The following is a 24,108-nucleotide window of genomic DNA, read 5'->3' on the forward strand; positions in this document are numbered from 1 at the left end:
AAACCATTACAGGTCGTCGATGTAACCGAGTGAACGCAGTGCACGTTCATCGTCGGCCCAACCGGATTTCACTTTCACCCAGGTTTCCAGATACACCTTACGTCCGAACAGCTCCTCCATATCGAGGCGGGCTTCACGGCCGATGGTTTTGATCTTTTCACCCTTGTTACCAATCACCATTTTCTTCTGGCCGATACGTTCGACCAGGATCAGGGCGTTGATATGGAAACCGTCGTTGTCCGGGTTGTAATCGAAACGTTCGATTTCCACCGTGACCGAATAAGGCAGTTCGTCACCGGTAAAACGCATCAGTTTCTCACGAATGATCTCTGACGCCATGAAACGCTGTGAACGGTCCGTCACATACTCTTCCGGAAAGTGGTGCACCGCTTTTGGCAGATGCGCGCGCACATGTTTACGCAGCACATCAATGTTTTTGCTGTGCTTGGCCGAAATCGGCACCACATCAACAAAATCCATCAGCTTTGACAGCTCCTGCATGTGCAGCATCACGTCATTACGGTCTTTAACGTTGTCGACTTTGTTGACACACAGCACCACCGGGAAATTCGCATTTCTCAGCTTGGTCAGTACCATTTCGTCATCATCAGTCCAGTGCGTCCCTTCCACCACGAACAGTACCAGGTTCACGTCACTCAGTGAGCTGCTGGCAGCACGGTTCATCAGGCGGTTGATGGCGCGTTTCTCTTCGATGTGCAGCCCCGGCGTATCGACGAAAATCGCCTGGTAATCGCCTTCCGTCTCGACACCCATGATACGGTGACGCGTAGTCTGCGGCTTACGCGAGGTGATTGAAATCTTCTGACCCAGCAGGTTATTCAGCAGGGTCGATTTACCCACGTTCGGGCGGCCAACGATGGCGATAAAACCACAGTGTTGGTTGTCTGGTGAACTGGTTGGCTCACCGCTCGATGCGAAGAACGCATCAATATCAAATTCTTGCTCAGCCATTGCTTAATTGCTCTAGTGCCGTTTCCGCAGCCGCTTGTTCTGCCTTGCGGCGGCTGGTTCCTTTACCGATCACAGGCTGTCCGATGCCTGCTACGTCACACGCCACAGTAAACTCCTGATTGTGTGCTTCACCTTTAATATTAGTCACTGTGTAGACAGGCAGCGGTTTTCTTCTGCCCTGCAGGAACTCTTGCAGGCGCGTTTTCGGGTCTTTCTGGGAAACACCCGGTTTGATCGCATCCAAGCGGGACTGATACCAGCTCAGCACAATACCGCGCACAACTTCGATATCACTATCGAGGTAAATCGCGCCTATGATGGCTTCCACGGCATCGGCCAGAATTGAATCACGACGGAAACCGCCACTCTTCAACTCGCCTGGACCTAATTTTAAGTAATCTCCTAAGTCGAATTCACGACCCAGTTCTGCCAGCGTATTACCACGCACCAGAGTGGCACGCATACGGCTCATGTCGCCTTCGTTTACTTTCGGGAAACGATGGTAAAGATCGTCAGCAATGACAAAACTTAAAATTGAATCGCCCAGAAACTCAAGACGTTCATTATGTTTACCGTTGGCGCTGCGGTGAGTCAGCGCCAGGGCGATAAACTCGGGATCATTAAACTGATACCCGAGCTTAGTTTCTAATCTGCTAATTGGAGAATTCATGCTCTCTCGATGTGTTGTGGCCGGCATGCGCCGACCTAGTTAATGCCACCGATGCGATTGAAACGCACACCGGTTGGGATCCACGCTGGTAATACACTGTCAGCTGAGCGTTCAAACTCAAAACTGATCCAGATTGCCACCGCTTTACCGACTAAGTTCTGCTCTGGCACAAAGCCCCAGTAACGGCTGTCAGCACTGTTGTCGCGGTTATCACCCATGACAAAATAGTGCCCCTGCGGAACCACCCACTCATTCACGCCGTGACGCGGTTCATACTCGTTGACGTTGTCAATGCGCAGCGGATTAATCAGAATGCTGTGCTGCACCTCACCTAACTGCTCGTCGAGCTTGATCAGCGGTACATTATTCTGAATAAATTCACTTTCCACCACGTTAGACAGTTTGACCGGCTTACATTGCGACTGCCCCTGCGGCTGGATACACACCTCTTTGGTACTGCTGTAACGCACCGTATCTCCCGGCATACCAACCACACGCTTGATGTAATCGATGCTCGGATTTTTCGGATATTTAAATACCACCACATCGCCACGTTGCGGCTTACCGGTTTCCAGCAGCTGAGTGCGCCATACCGGATCTTTCAGGCCGTAAGCGTACTTCTCCACCAGGATAAAATCGCCGACCAGCAGGGTTGGCATCATAGAAACCGGACGGGATCTGAAACGGTTCAAAAATAAATGAGCGCAACACCAGGACAAAAGCGATAACCGGGAAGATAGAAACCGAGTTTTCTACCCACCATGGCTGGGGATTGATTTTGGCAGTCAGACTGGCATCAATACCATTGGTTTCACTTTGCAGCTGCGCCATTTTCGCGTGCCGTTTCTTCGCCCATACCCACTTCTCCAGTGCCCAGATGACACCGGTCACAAGCGTGACGATGACCAGAATGAGTGAAAATGTATTCGCCATTGACTTCCCTTATCTAAAAAATACGAAAGTGAAAGAGCCGGGACCCTTTCACTTGAGAGTTAATGCAATCTACCAGACATTACCTGACGAGGTTTAGTCTTTGCCAACGTGCAGAATGGCCAGGAACGCTTCTTGCGGCAGCTCAACGTTACCGATTTGCTTCATGCGTTTCTTACCTTCTTTCTGTTTCTTCAACAGCTTCTTCTTACGACTCACGTCACCACCGTAACACTTCGCCAGTACGTTCTTACGCAGCTGTTTCACGGTTGAACGGGCGATGATGTGGTTACCGATAGCGGCCTGAATCGCGATATCAAACATCTGGCGCGGAATGAACTCTTTCATCTTCTCAACCAGCAGACGACCACGGGTCTGGGACTGCTCTTTGTGAGTGATGATCGCCAGCGCATCCACTTTGTCGCCGTTAAGCAGCACGTCAACCCGCACCATGCTTGACGCTTCAAAGCGCTGGAAGCCGTAATCCAGAGACGCATAACCACGCGAAGTCGATTTCAGACGGTCGAAGAAATCCAGTACCACTTCTGCCATAGGCACATCGTAAGTCAGGGCGACCTGATTACCGTGATACACCATGTCGACCTGTGTACCGCGTTTTTCCACACACAGGGTAATCACGTTACCCAGGTACTCGGTCGGTACCAGGATGTTACAACGGGCAATCGGCTCACGAATTTCTTCGATGTCATTGATAGCAGGCAGTTTAGCCGGGCTGTCAACGTACATGATTTCGTTGTCGGTTTTCAGCACTTCATACACTACCGTCGGTGCGGTGGTGATCAGATCCAGATCGTACTCGCGCTCAAGACGCTCTTGGATGATCTCCATGTGCAGCATACCAAGGAAGCCACAACGGAAACCAAAGCCCAGTGCCGCAGACGTTTCTGGCTCGTAGAACAGTGACGCGTCATTCAGGCTTAGTTTGCCCAGCGCATCACGAAATGCTTCGTAATCATCAGAAGATACCGGGAACAGACCCGCGTAAACCTGAGGTTTTACTTTCTTAAAGCCTGGCAGGGCTTTTTCACAGCCGTTTTTGGCCAGTGTCAGCGTATCACCCACCGGCGCGCCGAGGATGTCTTTGATACCACACACCACCCAGCCCACTTCACCGGTTTCCAGTTCAGTGGTGTCGACTTGTTTCGGAGTAAAGATACCCAGACGGTCAACACCCCATACCTGGCCGGTACTCATCACTTTGATTTTGTCGTTTTTCTTCAGCTTGCCGTTTTTAATCCGGACCAGAGAAACCACACCCAGATAGTTATCGAACCAGGAGTCAATAATCAAAGCTTGCAGTGGTGCATCCGGGTCGCCGACCGGCGCCGGAATATCAGAGACGATTTTCTCCAGCACATCGTCAACGCCGAGGCCGGTTTTCGCCGAACAGCGCACGGCATCGATAGCATCGATACCGACGATGTCTTCAATCTCTTCTGCTACACGCTCAGGCTCTGCCGCCGGCAGGTCGATTTTGTTCAGGATTGGCACAACTTCCAGATCCATCTCAATCGCGGTGTAACAGTTAGCCAGAGTCTGGGCTTCTACACCCTGACCGGCATCGACCACCAGCAGCGCACCTTCACAGGCGGCCAGTGAACGCGATACTTCATACGAGAAGTCAACGTGTCCCGGGGTGTCGATAAAGTTCAGTTGATAGGTTTCGCCATCTTTTGCTTTGTAGTCGAGAGTCACACTCTGCGCTTTGATGGTGATGCCACGCTCACGTTCAAGGTCCATGGAATCCAGAACTTGTTCGGCCATTTCACGGTCGGTTAATCCACCACATACTTGGATCAAACGGTCAGACAGGGTCGATTTGCCATGGTCAATGTGGGCGATAATCGAAAAGTTACGAATGTGCTTCATAGGTTTGGGATGACTAAACTCTTTGCAAATTAGGACATAAGAAATACCGCAGCTGGCGGCATTTCATTCAAGTTGGCCGATTCTACCCAATTTCGTTGGGGTTCGCATCATAAATTGGGATGAGATGAACGCGAGCCTGGCAGGCTAAGTCAGGTCTGGGTACAGGCTCACCCCAAGTTAAGCCCACCAAAGTGATACCCGCCAAGACAAGGCTGTTAACAGACCCAAGTTGTCAACAGACTGAGATTGCTAGCGGACCAAAGTTATTAATGGACTAGCATCATTAACCGACTAAGCAATCGGCTCGCCCAGAAACCCGGACCAATACCACTTCCTGCGCACTGCGCCGTTCCAGATTAACCGACCAGCGCTTAGCGAGGGCAATCCCAAAACCGATAAACAGTGCCGAGCTGGCAATCGTCACCCCTTCTCCCGCGCCGAGCGCAGGCGCCAGCCAGGCATCACCAAGCCAGGCACCAAGGATCATCATGACCAGCGGCAGTAGATAAACCAGTGCCGCCGACTGGAGCAGACTTTTTTCCGGAAAACCGATTTCCACCACCTGACCCGGTGTGACTTTTTGCTCGGTATCGAGTTGCCACAACAGCGACTTTTTGCCTACCGCTTTGGAAACAATGCCCGTGCCGCAGCTTTTGGCTGACGCGCAGCTGCTGCAACTGGTTTTTTGTTCACAACTGAGTGCAATGTGATAGCCATTTCGCTGGCTGTGCACATCCGTCACGGTGGCAAGTGCGGTCATCATGGTTTGGCTTCCTCATGGGCCTTAAAGGTCACAGACTGCGCAATACGCTTGGCAGTATCCGGCGGGATATCACCCACGACCGAAATTTCGTTGTTACCTTTTACAAAACTGTGCAGTGTGCGCCGGCCCTGACGAACCAATTGTCCCTTAAGAGAGAAGTTGTCACTGTCCGAGACGTACACCGAGAAGCTGAACAGACCATCTGAGAACATCTGGCTTTCCACGACCCGCTCGGTAATTGCCATGCGGTAACGGTTAAGCTCGAGAGGTTTAAACCCTTCCGGTGTCCAGCCGACTGACCAGAAAGTATCCTCAATGTTACCTTTCGGCAGCGAAAGCACCTCAGGTAACTGCACCTTATTCAGACCGGACATCATGTCCACCAGTTGGTCGCTGATAGAATAAGAAATAGTGCGGTACTGTTCCAGTACTTCTCCGTCACGATCGACCAAATCGGCGCGCAGCGGCAGGTGGCTGTTTTCATCAACCCATAACACGTACGAATAACGCAGCCCGTCTTTCGGTACTACGCGCAGTACCTGACATGCCGTACCGGCTTCGCGCGCGCGGCCGACTTTGACAAAATCGTAATACTGGCTGATCTCAGCCACATCACTGTTGAGCATCGGAATGGTCGGCGCGACCATGTTACCGGATTCAATGGTAAACGGTTCTACACCCGGCTCGACATAACTGACCTCATTACCACGCCGAATCACTTCACGCACCGGCCCGCTGAGGTAAACCAAATGGGCCAGTTGCTGATCGTCTTTTTCCCGCGCATGGCGATACAGCAAAGGTTCAATGCTGTTTTTCTTAATCAGGATATAGGACAGCTCGTAATTGAGGTGCTGACTGGCTTCGTTCATCTGATGCAACAAAGCCTTTGCTGAAGAATCCTCAGCAAAGACTGGCGATGCACTCAAGCTGAACAGCGCCAGAGCACTGATCAGAAGTTTTTTCATTCAACTACCGGTTCAACTGAATCTGATTGAGAGCTCAGGCTCTCACTATTCAATCTTAATTGAAGTTCATAGTCTTGCAGCAAAGCATTCACACGACGGCGCTGTTTCCTGCACATTCGCTTCCGAACTGTGTCTTTCCATCGAGTCACGGGTCAGACTGACTGGTTCAGCACTGCCGGAAAACGGGATGGTCTGTAGTACAGGCAATTGCTGATCCTGCGCGCCTGCGCTGTCACTGCCGCCATATTGTTGAACACCAATGATTACCGCTAAAGAGACACAAGCCGCCACCGCGACCTGACCAAACTGGGACAACCAGCCCGGAAGCTGACGACGCGCCTGTTTCGGCTGCGGCTGTTCTTCGATCCGGACTTGGTCAAGCTGGGTAATATTGGAATGAGCAGCGTGATGCAGGGTGTGCGCAGGTTCGTTTTCCAACGCCAGGGCAACCCTTTCAGCGATATTCCACTCTGGTCGTTCAGGTGCCTCGCCACGCATTACATCACCAATCAGGTGGTAATTCTTCCACGTATCGAGACTGTCCTTGTCGCTGGCTAATTCCTGAATTAGCAGCTTATCGACCAGCTCTCCATCCATGAGCGCTGAAAGTTTTTCTTTGTCAGCCATTCTTTTCACCATTAAGTTTGCTGGTTTGCGCTATAAAAGAGAACGGATTCTCTTTTCTACCGCTTCACGAGCACGGAAGATACGAGAACGCACCGTACCTACGGGGCAATCCATGACTTCTGCGATATCTTCGTAACTCAAGCCATCAAGCTCGCGTAACGTCATCGCGGTTTTTAAATCTTCAGGTAACGCTTCTATCGCATGAAACACCGCCTGCTTTAACTCTTTGGACAGCGTAATGTTTTCTGGGTTCGATATTTCTTTAAGCGCGTTACCGCTTTCGTAAAATTCAGCTTCTTCAGCATCAACATCGCTTGCCGGCGGGCGGCGGTTTTGCGCCACGATGTGATTTTTCGCGGTATTGACAGCAATACGGTACAGCCAGGTATAGAAGGCACTTTCGCCACGAAATGTGGGGATCGCCCGATACGCTTTAATAAACGCTTCCTGCGCTACGTCGGCTACATCACCTGAATTGCTCACATACCTGGAGATAAGATTGCATACTTTGTTCTGATATCTCAGCACCAGAAGGTTAAATGCCTGCTTATCGCCATTCTGAACTCGCTCAATCAACACTTGATCGGTCAGCTGCTCGTTCATTCGAGCGGTTACTCCTATTGTTATCTCCCCTACCTTCTCAGATATGGGCACTAATTATGCAGAATGCTGTCTTGACACCACTGCTTACATGAGCACTATTGTGACTCAATCGCGCAGGGAAAGTTCAACACCCGGTGAAAAATTTTACCTTTTTCCCGGTGCAATGTGATGTAATCTAAATTGTTGGGATTCTCCCCTGATATTGGGGACAGCAATCACAAAAGACAATAGTATTTATAAAGTATTGCTTTTGGCGCGATGATGATACCCTCATGACTCATGCGGGTATGTCAGGGTCAGCGCACATTATTTGATGCGCGCAGCGCTTATCCATTCTTGGTCACATGCGGCACATGCACCTGACCAAGAATGAAAGGACAGACATAGTTAATTTTGCAGCAGAGCAGGACAGCTCTACTCTAGTTCGGGAATATAAACATTTTATGAACGCCAACCGAGAACATCAGTGTGATGTATTAGTTGTGGGCAGCGGAGCAGCAGGTTTGTCGTTAGCGCTGCGTGTCGCCAAACACTGTAAAGTCATCGTTTTGAGTAAAGGCCCGCGCAGTGAAGGGTCAACGTATTATGCTCAGGGCGGCATTGCCGCGGTTTTTGACGAATCGGACAGCATCGACTCACATGTCGAAGATACCTTGATTGCCGGTGCCGGAATTTGTGAACAAGACACAGTGCGTTTTATCGCTGAGCATGCCAAAGAGTGCGTGCAATGGCTGATTGACGGTGGTGTCCCGTTCGATAAAGAGGAAGACAGCAGCGATGATGAAGAAACCCCGTTATCACCTGACCCGCGAGGGCGGACACAGCCACCGCCGCATTCTGCATGCTGCTGATGCCACAGGCATGGCGGTGCAAACATCCCTGCAAGATAACGTTCATAATCACCCTAACATTACTCTGTTCGAACGTTACAACGCTCTGGATTTGATCACCGAAGACAAAGTCGGTGGTGACGAGAAAAAAGTGATTGGCGCTTATGTCTGGAACCGCAATGACGAACACGTTGAAGTGATTCGCTCTAAGTTTGTTGTCCTGGCCACCGGCGGCGCATCAAAAGTGTATCAGTACACTTCCAACCCGGATGTCTCTTCCGGTGACGGCATTGCGATCGCCTGGCGCGCCGGCTGTCGGGTAGCGAACCTGGAATTCAACCAGTTCCATCCGACCTGTCTGTACCATCCGGATGCACGTAACTTCCTGCTCACCGAAGCCCTGCGCGGCGAAGGTGCTTATCTGCGCCGTCCTGATGGCTCGCGCTTTATGCCGGACTTTGATGAGCGTGGCGAACTGGCACCGCGTGATGTCGTGGCCCGGGCCATCGACTACGAGATGAAACGTCTTGGCGCCGACTGCATGTATCTCGACATCAGCCATAAACCGGCCGATTTTATCGAAAAACATTTCCCGATGATTTACAGCCGTCTGATGGATCTCGGCATCGATATGACCAAAGAACCGATTCCGATTGTACCGGCTGCGCACTACACCTGTGGCGGGGTCATGGTCAATCAGCAGGGCCAGACCGATCTCCGCCAGCTGTATGCGATTGGTGAAGTGAGCTATACCGGACTGCATGGTGCCAACCGTATGGCCTCAAACTCACTGCTTGAGTGCGTGGTCTACGCCTGGGCGGCAGCGAAAGATATCCTCAGTAAAGTGAAAGAGGCGACTTTAGCGCCGCAAGTGCCAAGCTGGGATGAAAGCCAGGTTACCTGTTCCGATGAGGAAGTGGTCATCCAGCATAACTGGCACGAGCTGCGCCTGTTTATGTGGGACTACATGGGGATCGTCCGCACCGACAAACGCCTCGAACGTGCCCTGCGCCGCATTCAGCTGCTGCAGCAGGAAACCCACGAGTATTACAGTAACTTCCGGGTATCCAATAACCTGCTCGAACTGCGTAACCTGCTCCAGGTCGCAGAGCTGATGGTACGCTGCGCGATGCAACGCAAAGAGAGCCGCGGCCTGCATTACACCCTGGACTATCCGGAACTGCAGCCTGACAGCGGTCCGACCATACTGACCCCGGACCAGCAATAACCTCATCTTGGCAACGGGAGCGTCACAGCTCCCGTTTCAGTCTCACCAAGAGCTGACGATAGTCGCTGTCGCGACAGCTGTCACGCCACAACAGCCAGCGCCGTTGCGGCGTAACGATAACAACAAAAGCACACGCAAACTTCAGGCCTACCGAGCGAATAGGTTCATCGTTATCCTGCGTCCGCAAGCGGCCGGAAAAATCGATGTCCACCGCTCCGCTCAGGGTCGGCGTCAGCCAGCCACACAGCGCCACACGCAGCCATATCGCAATAATGACCAAACTAACAACAACAGGGATGGCGGAGATAAGCAACGCCCATATCAGCATGTTAAGTTGTAACAGCGCAACGATGTGGGCGTAGAAAGAGGGAGAGAGGTAGAGCTTAACGGACTTTGCCGAGGTTATGAGCGACAATCTTGTCCACCATCGACGCATGGCCGAGATTCTCAGAGCGTCCATGACCCATGACCCAGGTAAACAAGTCCGGATCATCACACTCCAGCAGGGAAACAAAGTCTTGTTGTTCTGATTCAGTCAGAGAATCAAAACACTCTTCGAAGAATGGCATGATGACTACGTCAAGCTCCAGCATTCCGCGACGGCATGCCCATTTGATTCGCGCTTTTTCTTCCGGGGTGTACATCGGTTATCCTCACCTTATGATTATTTGCGCCAAGTCTATCAACAGACAAGGCGCCCAACTAGTAACTCAGTCACAGTCCCTGTTGATGCTGACAAAAAACTTGAACCAGATTACCATATTGTTAAAACCAACATCGTTGCAGCCGGGATTCCATCCGGCCAACCTGCCTTAACATCAGGTCGTGGCTTTTAACGCGCTGCAATAACCGACAGAAGTATGAAGTGAAACGAGATTTCACCCAGGTGAAGGATATGAACTGGAAAAACACATTTGCTCCGCTGCGCGTCAAACCAACTGATGCTCTGCCAGACCTGATGCTGACCCATCTGGATAACTGGGGGGCGATTACTGCCGTTGGTGCGGATAAAAAAAGCTACCTGCAAGGTCAGGTGACCTGCGATGTGGTATCGCTGCAAACCCAACAATCTACCTTCGGCGCACATTGCGATGCCAAAGGCAAGGTGTGGTCGGTATTTCGTCTGTTCCATCACCATGATGGTTACGCGATGTTTCAACCTGTATCGGCCATTGAAGCGGAACTGCGCGAACTGAAAAAATACGCGATTTTCTCCAAGATCGAACTGACGCAAAGCCAGGACGTGGCTCTGGGCGTCATGGGCAACGGCGCTGACGCCTACATTAATACCCTGAGTGACAGCGAAGGTGACGTCCGTGCCATCGAAGGCGGAACGGCGGTTCGGGTCAGCGCCCTGCGCTGGTTACTGCTGCTGAGCGAAGATCACGCAGCACAACTGGTCAGCCAAAGTGAAGCGGTCAAAACAGATGCAACCCTGTGGACCCGTTTTGATATCGAAGAAGCGATTCCGGTCATTGAACGCTCTGAGCAGAGCGAACATATTCCGCAGGCAGTCAATGTGCAGGCATTAGGCGGCATCAGTTTCAGTAAAGGCTGCTATACCGGCCAGGAAACCGTTGCCCGGGCAAAATATCGTGGCATCAACAAACGGGCGATGTACATAGTGCGCGGTGATGTGAATGAGCCGCTGTCTACTGATGAAGCACAGCAGATGGAACGCTCGGTGGGTGACAACTGGCGCAGTGCCGGCCACCTGATGACGCATTACACCTTCTCGGATAACAGCGCCATCGGCCTGATTGTCCTGCCCAATAATCTTGAGGACGGTACTGAGTTACGCCTGACCGCTCAACCGAATACGCGCTGGGTCATTGAAGCCCTGCCTTATTCTTTAGATGATGAATAACTCACAGCGCACCCCGCTCACTGAGTATCTCGACCAGCAGCAGGTGGCCTATCGCCTGCTGCCTCACCACAGCGAAGCTCAGACAATCGAAGATGCCGCGCATCAGCGTGGTATCACCCCTGCCCAAATGGTGAAATGCATCCTGCTGCGCGATATGAGTGATCGATTTGCCCTGGCCTGTACACCAGGCGATCGCAGCGTGGATCCGAAAAAGGTCCGGGCTCTGCTCAACTGGCGCCGTATGACCTGTGTTGATCTCAGTCAGGTGGAAGCGATCACCGGTTACCGGATCGGAACCGTGACCCCGCTCTTGCTGCGCACCGCGATGCCGATCATTTTTGATCATGCCATCTGTGCGCACCACATGGTCACGATCAGCAGCGGATCGTTAATGGTCGGGATCGGCCTGGCACCCAACGATCTGATTCAACTTTGCCAGCCACAGTTTGCACATATTCAACGTGATTAAGTGATGCAAATCCGTGTAATGCATTACATGTGATCGTGATCCACCTCCAATTTAACATCATTGAATCGTGAATTTTTATCCAACGTTAAAACATAAATAGTCATATGAAAGATTTTCGTTTACTCTCTCGACGTTGGTAAAGTTCAATCAGAGGTACGACTCGGTTGATATCCTTCTCCAACAAAAAAGTGAATCCACTGATTGTTTCAGGACATCCACTTTTTGTGTAATGCATCTGTGACTATTTGGCCCGCATCTGACTGCGGGCTTTTTTTTATGCAAATAATGACATGTTTCTTACACCTTTTAATTCAGGACAACTATTCTTAAAAGTGTCACATTACTTTGGCTAAATAGCGGCGGTCTGACTGAAGAAACCGAATTAACTGCTATTTCGCTGGGTTAAAGTCACATAAAAATGGATACTCATCGGCAAATTTGCACGTAGCAGCACAAATATCCATGTAACTTGATATTCGCTGCAGGTATCCCCGGGCCATCACACTATTTCAACGGGTTTATTCGTATACTATGCAGCGCAGCAACAAAGAAAGGATCGAGAAATGAGACTGTTTAAGCGCTATACACCAGGTATGATAGCTAAACATGTTAGTCGTCTTTTTAAAGGTCGAATCTATATCTACGGTGTAGGTAAGTTCGAATTTGATAACGGTAAGCTTATCTTGCCGGAGCGTGCTGAGCCGCGCCACTACCAGACCGTGAAAGAGGTCAACCAGGAAATTATGCGCTTGCGCTGCGCCTATGCATAACCTGAGCTCCCAGATCTAAAAAGGGTTGGCTTTTACGCCAACCCTTTTAACTTTCCGGCTTATCCAGACTAAACCATGCTTTTACGCGCGGCTTTGGCCAGTTGCGGCAGATCGCCTTTCAGTCCCAGCGCATGTTTCATAATTTCATCTTTCGCACCAGGCAACTGACCCGCCAGGCGCATGCCAATGCCACGAATCAGTTTCTTGGCCGGATTATCACCGGCAAACAGATCTTTAAAACCCTGCATGGCTGCAATCATTTTTGCTGCCTCTGCTTTACGCCAGCGTTCATAGCCGCGTAAGTTACGCTTGGTGCCAATATCCTGTCCCTGCTCCCAAAGTGTCATCACTTCCTGAGCCAGACTGGCGGCATCCAGCAGTCCGAGGTTGACCCCCTGACCGGCCAGCGGATGAATGGTATGCGCAGCATCCCCGACCAGAGCAACCCGCTCAACGGCAAAATCACGCGCGTAACGCATTTTAAGCGGGAAGGCATAACGTTTCCCCAACCACTTCACACAAACCGAGTTTGACATCAAATTCCGTTGTCAGCGCCTTATTGAATGACGCGTCATCCATCGCGACCAGGCGCTCTGCGTGCGAGGTTTCGGTTGACCAGACAATGGAACTCATCAGCGGATGCCCCATCGGTAAAAATGCCAGCGGGCCCTGCGGAGTAAAAATCTGACGAGCCACGGACTGATGCGGCTCTGCGGTGCGCACATTCGCCACGACCGCACTGTGGCCATAGTCCCAGTGAGTAAGCGGAATATCGAGCTGTTTACGCACCCAGGAGTTCGCGCCGTCAGCGCCGACCACCAGCTTGGCCGTCAGAGCCTGACCATTACTCAGTGTCAGCCACGCTTCGCTTTCGCCAACCGCCAGATTCTGGCAGGTAGCCGGCATAAACAGAGAGACATTGGATTGCTGTTTGACCTGATCGAGCAGCGCCAGTTGAATCACACGGTTTTCGACAATATGGCCCAGATTTGGCTGAGTCAGATGGTTAGCGCTGAATTCAATCCGCGCAAAACTGTCCTGTTCCCACACTTCCATCGCATGATAAGGCGCCGCACGGCGACTCATGATGCCACGCCAGGCACCCAGATTACTGAGGATGATCTCACTGGAGCGGCTGAGCGCAGAAACGCGTACATCCGGCAGTTCATTCAACCCTTCGTGGGGAATTTTGCCTTCAATTACCGCGATTCGCAGGTCAGTATCTTTAAATGCCGCAGCCAGAGCCAGTCCGACCATACCGCCGCCAACAATCGCAATATCCACGCTTTGCATCATAATTTTTTATACCCTTTATCGATTCACTACGCCCAGAGTGCGGCGCAGTAACGGAGATTTCAGCAGCGGCAGATTATCCATCGCTGCCAGGCCAAGATTACGGCCGATACGCAGTGCCAGTAAATCATTTGAGAACAGGTGCACCAGAGCCGAGGTCAGCGTAATGGTGTGCTGACGATCCGCGGCACGGCGCTGACTAAAACGGTGCAACTGCGCGTAACTGCCCAGTTCATCACCTCGGGTCAGCTCTTCGGCCAGAGAGGCTACATCGCGGATACCAAGATTAAATCCCTGCCCCGCGATGGGATGCAGTGTCTGCGCGGCATTACCGACAATCGCAAACCGGTGAGAGACATTCTGCTCACGGTGGCGCAGCAGCAGCGGATAAGCGCTGCGTTTACCCGCTTTGACAAACGCGCCCAGCCGCCAGCCAAACGCCTGCTGCAATTGCGCCATGAAAGCGGCATCATCGAGCGCCATCACCTGTTCGGCCAGTTGTGGCGGCAGACACCATACCAGAGACAGACGATTATCACGCATCGGCAGCAAAGCCACCGGACCGTGCTCGGTGAAGCGCTCAAAGGCACGTCCCTGATGCGCTTCACTGGCAACCACGTTGGCAATCACGGCCACCTGGCCGAAATCATGCTCGGCCAGTGCCATGCCGACCTGTTCGCAACAGGTTGAAACCGCACCGTCGGCTGCCACCAGCATTTTAGCCTGCAGGTGTTCACCGCTGTTCAGCGTCACCTCAACCTGATTGTGCTGACGCACCACCGAAGTGACGCTGGACGGGCAAAACAGCCGGATCGCGGCGCTTTGTTCGATTAACCCGGCATACAAACGGCCCACATCCGCCAGTTCAACCACATACCCGAGGGCATCAATAGCGAGCTTATCCTTGCTGATGTCGGTCATACCGGCATGACCACGATCCGACACATGAATATGTGAAATCGGTGAGGCGACCGGGGCAATGGTCTGCCACAGGCCCAACGAGGTTAAAATCTGTACCGTACCATGTGACAGCGCAATCGAACGGGCGTCAAACCCGGGATGCTGGTCATGATCTGGCTGATATGCTTCTACCACCGCCACGGATAAGCGGCCATGACTGAGCTTGTCCAGGGCCAGAGCCAGGGTTGCGCCCGCCATCGCACCACCGGCGATAATCACATCAAAACAGTGCGCCTCGTTCACTGACACCTCACTTAGTGAATGGTTGGTTGAGAATCTTTTTGTGGTTTAACACCGAACTCGGCGTGCAGAGTCAGTACGCAGGCTTTTACATGCTCGATCACCTGCTCCAGCAGTTGCGCCTGCTCTTCCAGATCATCCTCTTCATCAATACCCAGCTTGGCGATCTCTTCCAGATCTTCCAGTGCCTCTTTGGCTACCGCTGAAGCGTTTTGTACTTTAGCGCCAACCAGGCCAAGCCCAGAGATAAAGTGATTGACCCACTCCGCAACAGCATCAGCAAACAGCATCAGTGCGTGTTCACCCTGCTCTGTCGGCAGCAGCAGCGTCAGTTCCAGATCCGTTGCCGTCAGTTCCGCACTGCTGGCTTTCAACGTCTGCTCAGCCAGTGTCAGCGCCTGGACCGGCCAGCCCATTCCGTCGTTGGTGTAATCGAAAATCAGCGCTTGCCAGCTTTTATCATGCAGACTCAGGCCACCAGACAGCATGCCGGTCAGCAGACCGTGCAGTTTCTGCCGGTGTCACGCCAACGGCGGCCGACTGCAGTTCAGAAGCTAGAGTTGCGTAATCAGGGAAGGTGTTGTCGCTCATAATGGGCTCGTATTCAGGCAAATAACTGCCATCGTACCACTTCAGCGATCCGGCGAAAACGCTCACATCATCAATTGTGACCAGCTTTTATGCAAATTGCCCAATAACTGTGTTTTTGTCCTGACAATTTTTGATTCCGAGTGTGAAAAGCTTGAATCTTACTATCGCTTTACCTATAGTTTGACCCTCGATGGTCACGTAAGCGATATCATCCTAGTACGCGAATAGAGTTCATTTATCATGAGTAATCAAGCGGTTGACGTTGAAATTTTAGGCAAAGTAACTCGGGTTAACTGTCCACCGGGACAAGAAGAATCATTGTTAACTGCCGCCCAAGACCTCGACCGACGATTGAAAGAGATGGCCGATCGTACTAAGGTAACCAATGAGGTTAAGCTACTGACAATCGCCGCGCTGAACATCTGTTATGAGCTGCAAACCAAGCAGCAGGAAAAAGATGGTCAGCAGTCGGAAATAAACGGGCGAATGGAAAAGCTCGCCGCTTCTCTTGAAGAAGCACTACGTAAAGTCAAGCCAGGAGAGCTGTAGCCTTTACCATACAACGAATTTTCCCTGGGGTGTTCGTCAGCGGATGTAAGTCCCTGAGCCGATAAGCAACACCAAAGGGTTAGTATTTGGTAGCTATTGAGCAAGCTCGGCTCGTATCGAGAAGCCTACGGTTATCCTTGCTGACCCGCCTTGAACCAGCTGGTTCAAGGGCCACAATCCTCAACGGCACCCTGGGGTCCCTCTTATGCAATACTCTCGTCCTGAGCTGCGTAAGCTCATCCGTCAACGACGCAATGAACTGACCAGCGATATTCACTATCAGGCCAGTCAGGATCTGATCCGACGTTTCGCCGCACTGCCAGAAATGCACACCTGTCAGCACATCGCTCTCTATCTGTCGACTGACGGAGAACTCGATACCCAGCCGCTGATCGAATGGCTGTGGTCGCAGGGTAAATCGGTGTATCTGCCTGTCCTGCACCCGTTTCTCCGCCGGTAACCTGCTGTTCTTGCATTATGATACTGATACGGCGATGACCTTTAACAAGTACGGCATCCTCGAGCCTAAGCTCAATCAGACCTTAGTGAAGCCTGTGCGAGAGCTGGACCTTATCTGTACTCCGCTGGTCGCATTTGACTCACACGGACACCGGCTTGGCATGGGTGGCGGCTATTACGATCGCACACTGGAAAGCTGGTTTAAAACCGGTCAGGGAGCGATGCCGATTGGCCTGGCTCATGACTGTCAGCATGTTGAACAACTGCCGACCGAAGCCTGGGATGTTCCGTTACCCAAAATTCTTACGCCCAGCCGTTTGTGGCAATGGAAAGCGTGATCAAGAACCGCTTCACAAGGCGCATTATCGCTCTGTTTGAGTACATATCACCTTAGTTTGCGGGTATAATCGCGCCGCGCAAACCTGCGTCCTCACACAATCGAAATCAGGAGATGGGCATGACTCAAGATGAAATGAAAAAAGCCGCCGGTTGGGCTGCGCTGAAATACGTAGAGAAAGGCAGCATTGTCGGTGTCGGTACCGGCTCGACCGTGAATCACTTCATCGATGCTCTGGGTTCCATCAAAGATGATATTAAAGGTGCCGTCTCCAGCTCTGTTGCATCAACCGAAAAACTGAAAGGCTTAGGCATTGAAGTATTTGACTGCAACGACGTCATCAGCCTGGATATCTATGTCGATGGTGCGGACGAAATCAACCCGCAACGTGAGATGATCAAAGGCGGCGGTGCCGCGCTGACTCGTGAGAAGATCGTGGCAGCGATTGCCGATAAATTTGTCTGTATCGTCGATGGCAGCAAAGCCGTCGATGTGCTGGGCGAATTCCCGCTGCCGGTAGAAGTAATCCCGATGGCGCGCTCTTACGTGGCACGTCAGCTGGTCAAACTGGGCGGTGATCCTGTGTACCGTGAAGGCGTGGTAACGGACAACGGCAATATCATTCTGGATGTATACAACATGCGTATCACCAACCCGAAAGTACTGGAAGCAGACATCAATGCGATCGCCGGTGTGGTCACCAATGGCCTGTTTGCCCACCGTGGTGCCGATGTCGTGATCACCGGTACTCCGGAAGGCGCGAAAATCGCAGAATAAGATTGAAACAATCGTATTTTTTCAGTCATTTGACTACAAACGGCACCCGGGGTGCCGTTTTTTATTTCTTTTCTCCAATAAAATTATGCCTTATTCCGTAATTTTCTTACCCAAAGCAAAAATTTTTTGTTAACTTATTGCATAGAAGATACACAATGCAAACGTTTGCTTCGTTGTAAAAGCCTCTATAATGACGCGTTTCGTTGGGTGATATACCCAAAACAACTTGGAGTTGCAGTTAGTCAGCAGGCAAACTAGCCCGTTGAGCTTAGCTGATTGTGTGGCCCGGCCGTTCTGTACGGCACACACCGCTGCAATTTCAGGGAGAAAAGGGATAGCTTCTTTTGCCCACTTCCCATATTTAAGGACGAGAACAATGGCCAAAGTTTCACTGGAAAAAGACAAAATTAAAATCCTGCTCCTTGAAGGACTTCACCCATCTTCAGTTGAAGTTCTGCAAGCTTCCGGCTATACCAACATCGAATACCACAAAGGTTCAATGGACGAATCTGAATTGCTTGAAGCAATCAAAGACGTTCACTTTATTGGTATTCGCTCCCGCACTAACCTGACAGAGAAAGTGATCGACGCTGCAGAAAAGCTGGTCGCGATCGGTTGTTTCTGTATCGGTACTAACCAGGTGAACCTGAACGCGGCTGCCAAACGTGGTATTCCGGTATTTAACGCCCCATTCTCTAACACACGTAGTGTGGCAGAACTGGTACTGGGCGAAATCCTGTTGCTGCTGCGCGGTATTCCTGAGAAAAACGCCCTGGCACACCGCGGTGTATGGAAAAAGAGTGCGGACAACTCTTACGAAGCACGTGGCAAGAAACTTGGTATCATCGGTTACGGCCATATCGGTACTCAGTTGGGCATTATTGCTGAAAACCTCGGCATGCACGTTTACTACTATGACATCGAGAACAAACTGTCATTAGGTAACGCCACTCAGGTTCACACCATGAGCGAGCTGCTGAACAAATGTGACGTGATCTCGCTGCACGTTCCTGAAACGGCAGGCACCAAAGACATGATGGGCAAAGAAGAATTCGCCCGCATGAAACCGGGTTCGATTTTTATCAACGCGGCACGCGGTACTGTGGTAGATATTCCGGCCCTGTGTGATGCGATGGAATCAGGCCACCTGTCTGGTGCAGCCATCGACGTATTCCCGACCGAACCTGGCTCAAACAAAGAAGCATTCGAATCTCCGCTGATGAAATTCGACAACGTGCTGCTGACTCCGCACGTTGGTGGTTCAACTCAGGAAGCCCAGGAAAACATCGGTATCGAAGTTGCGGGCAAACTGGCGAAATACTCAGACAATGGTTCAACCCTGTCGAGCGTGAACTTCCCAGAAGTTTCACTGCCAGAGCAGCGTAACACCTCACGTCTGCTGCACATCCACCAGAACCGTCCGGGTATCCTGACTCAAATCAACACCATCTTTGCTCAGGATGGCATCAACATCGCAGCCCAGTACCTGCAAACCTCTCCGGAGATCGGCTACGTGGTGATTGACGTTGAAGCAGAAACGTTCAGAAGAAGCGCTGGACAAACTGAAGAACATCGAAGGCACGATTCGCGCGCGTATCCTGCACTAAGCCTCACCGGGCGGGGCCTGCCGCTTCGCCCGCTGTTGCCGCTTAAATTTCAAAGTGGCTTGTAGATAAAGTTGCTTGAACATAAAAAAACCAGCCATCAGGCTGGTTTTTTGTATTTGACGGCTGCGTTAACCGCGCAGCGCACGCTCACCGCGGGCAATGCCCACCACACCACTACGCGCCACTTCTATTACATCGGTCACTTCCGCAATCGCGTCGATGAACGCATCAAGCTTATCACTGCTGCCGGCCAACTGGACGGTGTATTGTGAAGCGGTCACATCAACAATCTGACCACGGAAAATATCAGCGGTTCGTTTCACTTCGGCGCGGGCAAAGCCACTGGCTTTGACCTTAACCAGCATCAGTTCACGTTCGATATGTTCAAACTCGGTCACTTCCTGCACTTTCAGCACATCAATCAGCTTGTGCAGCTGCTTCTGAATCTGCTCAAGCTGCATCTCATTGGAAGTGGTGGTGATGTTAAGACGCGATAAGGTCTCATCATCCGTTGGCGACACATTGAGGGTTTCAATGTTGTAACCACGCTGCGAGAACAAGCCAACAACACGAGACAAAGCACCCGGCTGGTTTTCTAGTAGTAGTGAAATAATATGTCTCATCTTAAGTTCGCTCCGTTTTGCTTAACCACATTTTGTCCATACCCTCGCCTTTGATTTGCATTGGGTAGACGTGCTCCGTTTCATCCACATTGATATCGACAAACACCAGACGATCTTTCATATCCAGCGCTTTTTTCAGTCCCGCCTCCAGTTCATCCGGAGTGGAAATTCGAATACCAACATGGCCGTAAGCTTCTGCGATTGCCGCAAAGTCCGGCACAGAACTCATGTATGAGTTTGAGTGACGCCCCTGGTAAATAATGTCCTGCCACTGCTTGACCATACCCAGGAAGCGGTTGTTAAGGTTAATGATTTTGACCGGAATATCGTACTGCAGTGCCGTAGACAGTTCCTGAATATTCATCTGGATACTGCCATCACCGGTCACCACCACCACTTCTTCTTCCGGCATGGCGAACTTGACCCCAATCCCGGCTGGCAGGCCAAAGCCCATCGTGCCAAGACCACCGGAGTTGATCCAGCGACGTGGTTTATTGAACGGATAGTATAAGGCTGCAAACATCTGGTGCTGACCCACATCAGACGCCACATAAGCATCACCATTAGTCAGCTTGTGCAGCGTTTCAATCACTTGCTGTGGTTTGATGCGTTCCGGATTGGTTTCATAAGCCAGGCACTGACGTGAGCGCCAGACATCGATCTCACTCCACCACTCTGCCAGCGCTTCGCTGTCATTACGCTCTGACTGCTCTGCCAGCAGTTTAAGCATGGTTTCCAGTACCTGCTCAGCCGAGCCGACAATCGGCAGGTCAACTTTGACGTTTTTCGAGATCGATGATGGATCAATATCGATGTGCATGATCTTGGCATCCGGACAGTATTTTTCCAGATTGTTGGTCGTGCGGTCATCAAAACGTACACCGACCCCGAAGATCAAATCGGCATTGTGCATCGCCATGTTGGCTTCATACACACCGTGCATGCCCAACATACCGAGAGAATTCTTGTGAGTACCCGGAAACGCGCCCAGCCCCATCAGGGTGCTGACCACAGGAAGGTTAAGCTCTTCCGCCAGTTTGATCACCTGTTCATGCGCTTCGGAAATGACCGCGCCACCACCGATGTACAGCACCGGTTTTTTCGCTTCCAACAACGCTTTAAGTGCTTTCTTTATCTGACCTTTATGCCCGGAAGTGGTCGGGTTGTAAGAGCGCATTTTCACGCTTTCAGGGTACTGATAAGGCAATTTGATCTGCGGATTCATCACATCTTTTGGTACGTCGATAACCACAGGGCCGGGACGTCCGGTTGATGCAATATAAAATGCTTTTTTGATCGTCTCAGGAATGTCTTCGGCTTTTTTCACCAGGAAGCTGTGTTTTACGATCGGACGGGAGACGCCGACAATATCACACTCCTGGAACGCGTCATTACCAATCAGATTGGTCGCCACGTTGCCGGAAATAACGATCATTGGGATGGAGTCCATGTATGCGGTCGCAATACCAGTCACGGTATTGGTCGCACCCGGACCAGAACAGACCAGAACCACACCCGGTTTACCGGTTGCACGCGCATAACCATCGGCCATATGCGTGGCAGCCTGTTCATGACGAACCAAAACGTGTTTGATGCTGTCAGTTTTTTCGTGCAGGGCGTCGTAGATATCGAGAAACGGAGCCACCTGGGTAGCCAAAGATTTGCTCTACACCTTCTTCGATCAGAGACTGAACCACCATCTCTGCGCCGGATAACATTGCCATATTTTCTCCTTACCCAACACCAGTTACCAGGTCAGTAAACGGGATGGGTTATACATAGTTAGGGCTTATTCGTAGCCTAATTCGAAAACTTTCCGCTTTCGGCTATGTCCCGTACTTGTCATAACAAGTACTAAGGTAACGCAACAACTTTAACGCTTTATTTCCATCAGGTCTAACCGGTCAAAACACGCATTTCTGACAAGATATGGCAAATAGTGCAATCTCAAGTGTTCAATTCTGAACCAGGTTACATATTCAGCCAGTAACGCAACCATACATATAAAAAAAAGTGGAATATTTTGCTGCAGCCGGATTAAAACCACACAAAATGCCTATCAGACCACCAGCGCAGTCTGCAGATAGAAAAATCCCCGCAGACCAGTGGCAGCGGGGATTGAAGGTAAAATTAGTGCCTGACCGCCTTAACGGCGCTCAGGTTTATCCTGATACATTTCTTCGATTTCATCCTGATAACGGTCATTAATCACCTTTCTGCGCAATTTTTGCGTCGGGGTTAATTCTCCGTCATGCATCGAAAAGGCTTTAGGAAGCAATTTGAATTTTTTGACCTGCTCAAATTTTGCCAGACCATGCTGAAGATCGTTGATACGCTGCTCAAACATCTCAATGATCTGACTGTGCTTGATGAGATCAAGGCGATCCTGGTACTTAATGTTCAGCTGTTTGGCATAGAGTTCCAAAGTATCAAAACAGGGCACGATCAGCGCCGACACGAATTTACGCGTGTCCGCGATCACGGCGATCTGCTCAATAAAATGATCCTTACCCAGCGTGCCTTCAATCATCTGCGGCGCTATGTATTTACCCCCTGATGTTTTCATCAGCTCCTTAATCCGATCGGTAATAAACAGGTTACCCTCTTCATCCAGATACCCCGCATCACCGGTCTTCAGGAATCCTTGCTCATCAAAGGCACTCGCTGTCTCTTGCGGCATGTTGTAGTAACCGCGCATCACCATAGGACCACGGACCAGGATTTCGTCGTTGGCACCAATTTTCACCTCAGCGCCCGGCATCATGGTACCGATCGAGTCGGGATGAAACGTATCATCATCCCAGCATGAAACCGTGGCCGTGGTTTCTGTCATGCCGTAACCCAGTTTAATGTTGATCCCCAGCGCATGAAAAAAACGACCGATGGTGGCATCAAGTTTGGCCCCGCCGCACGGCATAAAGCGCACTCTGCCGCCGAGCAGTGCGCGCAGCTTATTCAGCACCAGGCGGTCAGCCAGCCGATAAGCCTGACTCAATAGCCAGGCTGGCTTAACCTGCCTCGCCCGGCATTGGGCCATTTTCGCGCCCATGTTAACCGCCCATGTAAACAGCCACTTTTTATGCCAGGGTGCGCTGGCGACTTTGTCATGAATGGCTGAGAAAATTTTCTCGTAGAAACGCGGCACTGCGCACATCACTGTCGGCCGCACCTGAGTCAGGGCATCACGCACTTCTGAGACATCCTGCAGATAACAGTTAGTGGCTCCCTTATAGAGCACAAAACAGGTCCAGGCCCGTTCAAACACATGTGATAAAGGCAGGAAACAGAGTGATACATCCTGCTCTGTCATGGTCAGGCGCTGATCATGACCACTAAGCTGTGCCGCCACATTGCGATAGTCCAGCATCACCCCTTTCGGACTGCCGGTTGTGCCGGAGGTATAAATCAGGGTAAACAGATCGTCGTCGCTCGCCTGCTGCAGACGCTCAGATAGCTGTGATTGCCGTTCGGGCTGAGCTGAAGCAACAAACTGCTGCCAGTGAACAACCTGCGGCTCATCGCGGACTGCAACTTCATCACTCATCACCACGACAAGTTGCAGCGACGGACACAGGGCCAGCAACTGGCGCGCCGCGTCATATTGTGCCAGCTCACCGACAAACAGAACTTTCACCTGCGCATCCCGGACAATATAAGCAGCCTGCTCGAGAGTATTAGTCGGGTAAATAGGGACAGAAACCGCGCGAACCTGTAACGCGGCAAAATCAGCAATAGTCCAGCGCGGACTGTTATTGGCAAAGATGCCGACTTTGTCCTGCACATCAAGGCCAAAACTCAGTAGTGCCAGGGACAATTCGTCCATTTGCGAGCCGAACTGCGTCCAGCTGATACCTTGCCATTGCCCGCCAACTTTATGTTGCAGTGCGATTCGATTCTTGCCGGCAGCGACCTGCTCCCGGATGCGTTTAACGATATGAAAAGTCAACTTCGTCATCTCTATTTACCTTTGGCTTACACCTGTAAGCTATTTCGCGCGCAAGTCTACCTTTCGCGGGGTAAAAGACAACGATGGATATCAAAGTTATCAGTAATAGTGGTGTGCTACACAGATAAAAAAACCTCAGACT

The 24,108-nt window shown here is 51.2% G+C and carries 17 protein-coding genes, 1 other RNA gene and 7 pseudogenes; 9 read left to right on the forward strand and 16 right to left on the reverse strand.

Features of this window, described 5'->3' with window-relative positions:
• Positions 1-6 precede the first annotated feature (6 nt).
• The 8 genes and pseudogenes from era to rpoE all read right to left on the reverse strand — a co-directional run bounded on the left by era (position 7) and on the right by rpoE (position 7,420).
• Entirely contained in the window at positions 7-972 is a 966-nt protein-coding gene (era, locus tag ABDK09_21275) for a GTPase Era (protein XAW89280.1), read from the reverse strand.
• Positions 965-1,642, reverse strand: a complete 678-nt coding sequence (gene rnc / locus ABDK09_21280; GenBank protein ID XAW89281.1) for a ribonuclease III — start codon at positions 1,640-1,642, stop codon at positions 965-967. Before rnc ends, era begins: the two co-directional genes overlap by 8 nt.
• Positions 1,643-1,677: 35 nt before the next feature.
• Positions 1,678-2,575, reverse strand: a pseudogene (gene lepB, locus ABDK09_21285) (signal peptidase I).
• Positions 2,576-2,668: 93 nt separating this feature from the next.
• Entirely contained in the window at positions 2,669-4,462 is a 1,794-nt protein-coding gene (gene lepA / locus ABDK09_21290; GenBank protein ID XAW89282.1) for a translation elongation factor 4, read from the reverse strand.
• A 283-nt stretch (positions 4,463-4,745) separates the two neighbouring features.
• Positions 4,746-5,225: a SoxR reducing system RseC family protein gene (locus ABDK09_21295; protein XAW89283.1), complete on the reverse strand. Its 480-nt coding sequence runs from the start codon at positions 5,223-5,225 to the stop codon at positions 4,746-4,748.
• Positions 5,222-6,190: a sigma-E factor regulatory protein RseB gene (gene rseB, locus ABDK09_21300; GenBank protein XAW89284.1), complete on the reverse strand. Its 969-nt coding sequence runs from the start codon at positions 6,188-6,190 to the stop codon at positions 5,222-5,224. Before rseB ends, ABDK09_21295 begins: the two co-directional genes overlap by 4 nt.
• A gap of 66 nt (positions 6,191-6,256) precedes the next feature.
• Positions 6,257-6,817 carry a sigma-E factor negative regulatory protein gene (locus ABDK09_21305; GenBank protein ID XAW89285.1) on the reverse strand — a complete coding sequence of 187 codons (561 nt, stop codon included), beginning with the start codon at positions 6,815-6,817 and terminating at the stop codon, positions 6,257-6,259.
• Positions 6,818-6,847: 30 nt separating this feature from the next.
• Positions 6,848-7,420: an RNA polymerase sigma factor RpoE gene (gene rpoE / locus ABDK09_21310; GenBank protein XAW89286.1), complete on the reverse strand. Its 573-nt coding sequence runs from the start codon at positions 7,418-7,420 to the stop codon at positions 6,848-6,850.
• A gap of 443 nt (positions 7,421-7,863) precedes the next feature.
• Here rpoE and nadB point away from each other — a divergent pair.
• Positions 7,864-9,478: pseudogene (gene nadB, locus ABDK09_21315) on the forward strand (L-aspartate oxidase).
• Between the two features lie 22 nt (positions 9,479-9,500).
• Here the strand turns inward: nadB and ABDK09_21320 are convergent.
• Positions 9,501-9,893, reverse strand: coding sequence for a hypothetical protein (locus tag ABDK09_21320; protein ID XAW89287.1), 393 nt, complete (start codon positions 9,891-9,893; stop codon positions 9,501-9,503).
• Positions 9,862-10,122 (reverse strand): succinate dehydrogenase assembly factor 2, encoded by a 261-nt coding sequence (locus ABDK09_21325; protein XAW89288.1) that lies wholly within the window; start codon positions 10,120-10,122, stop codon positions 9,862-9,864. Before ABDK09_21325 ends, ABDK09_21320 begins: the two co-directional genes overlap by 32 nt.
• Before the next feature lie 251 nt (positions 10,123-10,373).
• On the opposite strand from ABDK09_21325, the gene ygfZ reads away from it, so the two are divergent.
• From ygfZ to ABDK09_21340, 3 genes are all read left to right on the forward strand, one after another.
• Positions 10,374-11,345: a tRNA-modifying protein YgfZ gene (gene ygfZ / locus ABDK09_21330; GenBank protein XAW89289.1), complete on the forward strand. Its 972-nt coding sequence runs from the start codon at positions 10,374-10,376 to the stop codon at positions 11,343-11,345.
• Positions 11,338-11,814: a YbaK/EbsC family protein gene (locus ABDK09_21335; protein ID XAW90796.1), complete on the forward strand. Its 477-nt coding sequence runs from the start codon at positions 11,338-11,340 to the stop codon at positions 11,812-11,814. Before ygfZ ends, ABDK09_21335 begins: the two co-directional genes overlap by 8 nt.
• Positions 11,815-12,377: 563 nt before the next feature.
• Positions 12,378-12,584 carry a DUF1107 domain-containing protein gene (locus ABDK09_21340; GenBank protein ID XAW89290.1) on the forward strand — a complete coding sequence of 69 codons (207 nt, stop codon included), beginning with the start codon at positions 12,378-12,380 and terminating at the stop codon, positions 12,582-12,584.
• Between the two features lie 68 nt (positions 12,585-12,652).
• Here the strand turns inward: ABDK09_21340 and ABDK09_21345 are convergent.
• The 3 genes and pseudogenes from ABDK09_21345 to ABDK09_21355 form a co-directional block, all read right to left on the reverse strand.
• Positions 12,653-13,880: pseudogene (locus ABDK09_21345) on the reverse strand (FAD-dependent 2-octaprenylphenol hydroxylase).
• A gap of 15 nt (positions 13,881-13,895) precedes the next feature.
• Positions 13,896-15,086 carry a 2-octaprenyl-6-methoxyphenyl hydroxylase gene (ubiH, locus tag ABDK09_21350; protein ID XAW89291.1) on the reverse strand — a complete coding sequence of 397 codons (1,191 nt, stop codon included), beginning with the start codon at positions 15,084-15,086 and terminating at the stop codon, positions 13,896-13,898.
• Positions 15,087-15,091: 5 nt separating this feature from the next.
• Positions 15,092-15,668, reverse strand: a pseudogene (locus tag ABDK09_21355) (YecA family protein).
• A 240-nt stretch (positions 15,669-15,908) separates the two neighbouring features.
• Here ABDK09_21355 and ABDK09_21360 point away from each other — a divergent pair.
• From ABDK09_21360 to serA, 5 genes and pseudogenes are all read left to right on the forward strand, one after another.
• Entirely contained in the window at positions 15,909-16,217 is a 309-nt protein-coding gene (locus ABDK09_21360) for a cell division protein ZapA (protein ID XAW89292.1), read from the forward strand.
• An 18-nt stretch (positions 16,218-16,235) separates the two neighbouring features.
• A non-coding RNA gene (ssrS, locus tag ABDK09_21365) (6S RNA) lies at positions 16,236-16,419 on the forward strand.
• 3 nt (positions 16,420-16,422) lie between these two features.
• A pseudogene (locus tag ABDK09_21370) lies at positions 16,423-17,014 on the forward strand (5-formyltetrahydrofolate cyclo-ligase).
• Positions 17,015-17,133: 119 nt separating this feature from the next.
• On the forward strand, positions 17,134-17,790 hold the full coding sequence (rpiA, locus tag ABDK09_21375; GenBank protein XAW89293.1) for a ribose-5-phosphate isomerase RpiA: 657 nt from the start codon (positions 17,134-17,136) through the stop codon (positions 17,788-17,790).
• Between the two features lie 376 nt (positions 17,791-18,166).
• Positions 18,167-19,397 (forward strand): annotated as a pseudogene (serA, locus tag ABDK09_21380) (phosphoglycerate dehydrogenase).
• A 128-nt stretch (positions 19,398-19,525) separates the two neighbouring features.
• Here the strand turns inward: serA and ilvN are convergent.
• The 3 genes and pseudogenes from ilvN to ABDK09_21395 form a co-directional block, all read right to left on the reverse strand.
• Positions 19,526-20,020, reverse strand: coding sequence for an acetolactate synthase small subunit (gene ilvN, locus ABDK09_21385; GenBank protein XAW89294.1), 495 nt, complete (start codon positions 20,018-20,020; stop codon positions 19,526-19,528).
• Position 20,021: 1 nt separating this feature from the next.
• Positions 20,022-21,744 (reverse strand): annotated as a pseudogene (locus ABDK09_21390) (acetolactate synthase 3 large subunit).
• 422 nt (positions 21,745-22,166) lie between these two features.
• Positions 22,167-23,975, reverse strand: coding sequence for a long-chain fatty acid--CoA ligase (locus tag ABDK09_21395; GenBank protein XAW89295.1), 1,809 nt, complete (start codon positions 23,973-23,975; stop codon positions 22,167-22,169).
• Positions 23,976-24,108 lie beyond the last annotated feature (133 nt).

The organism is Vibrio sp. CDRSL-10 TSBA, assembly GCA_039696685.1.
Taxonomy (GTDB): domain Bacteria; phylum Pseudomonadota; class Gammaproteobacteria; order Enterobacterales; family Vibrionaceae; genus Vibrio.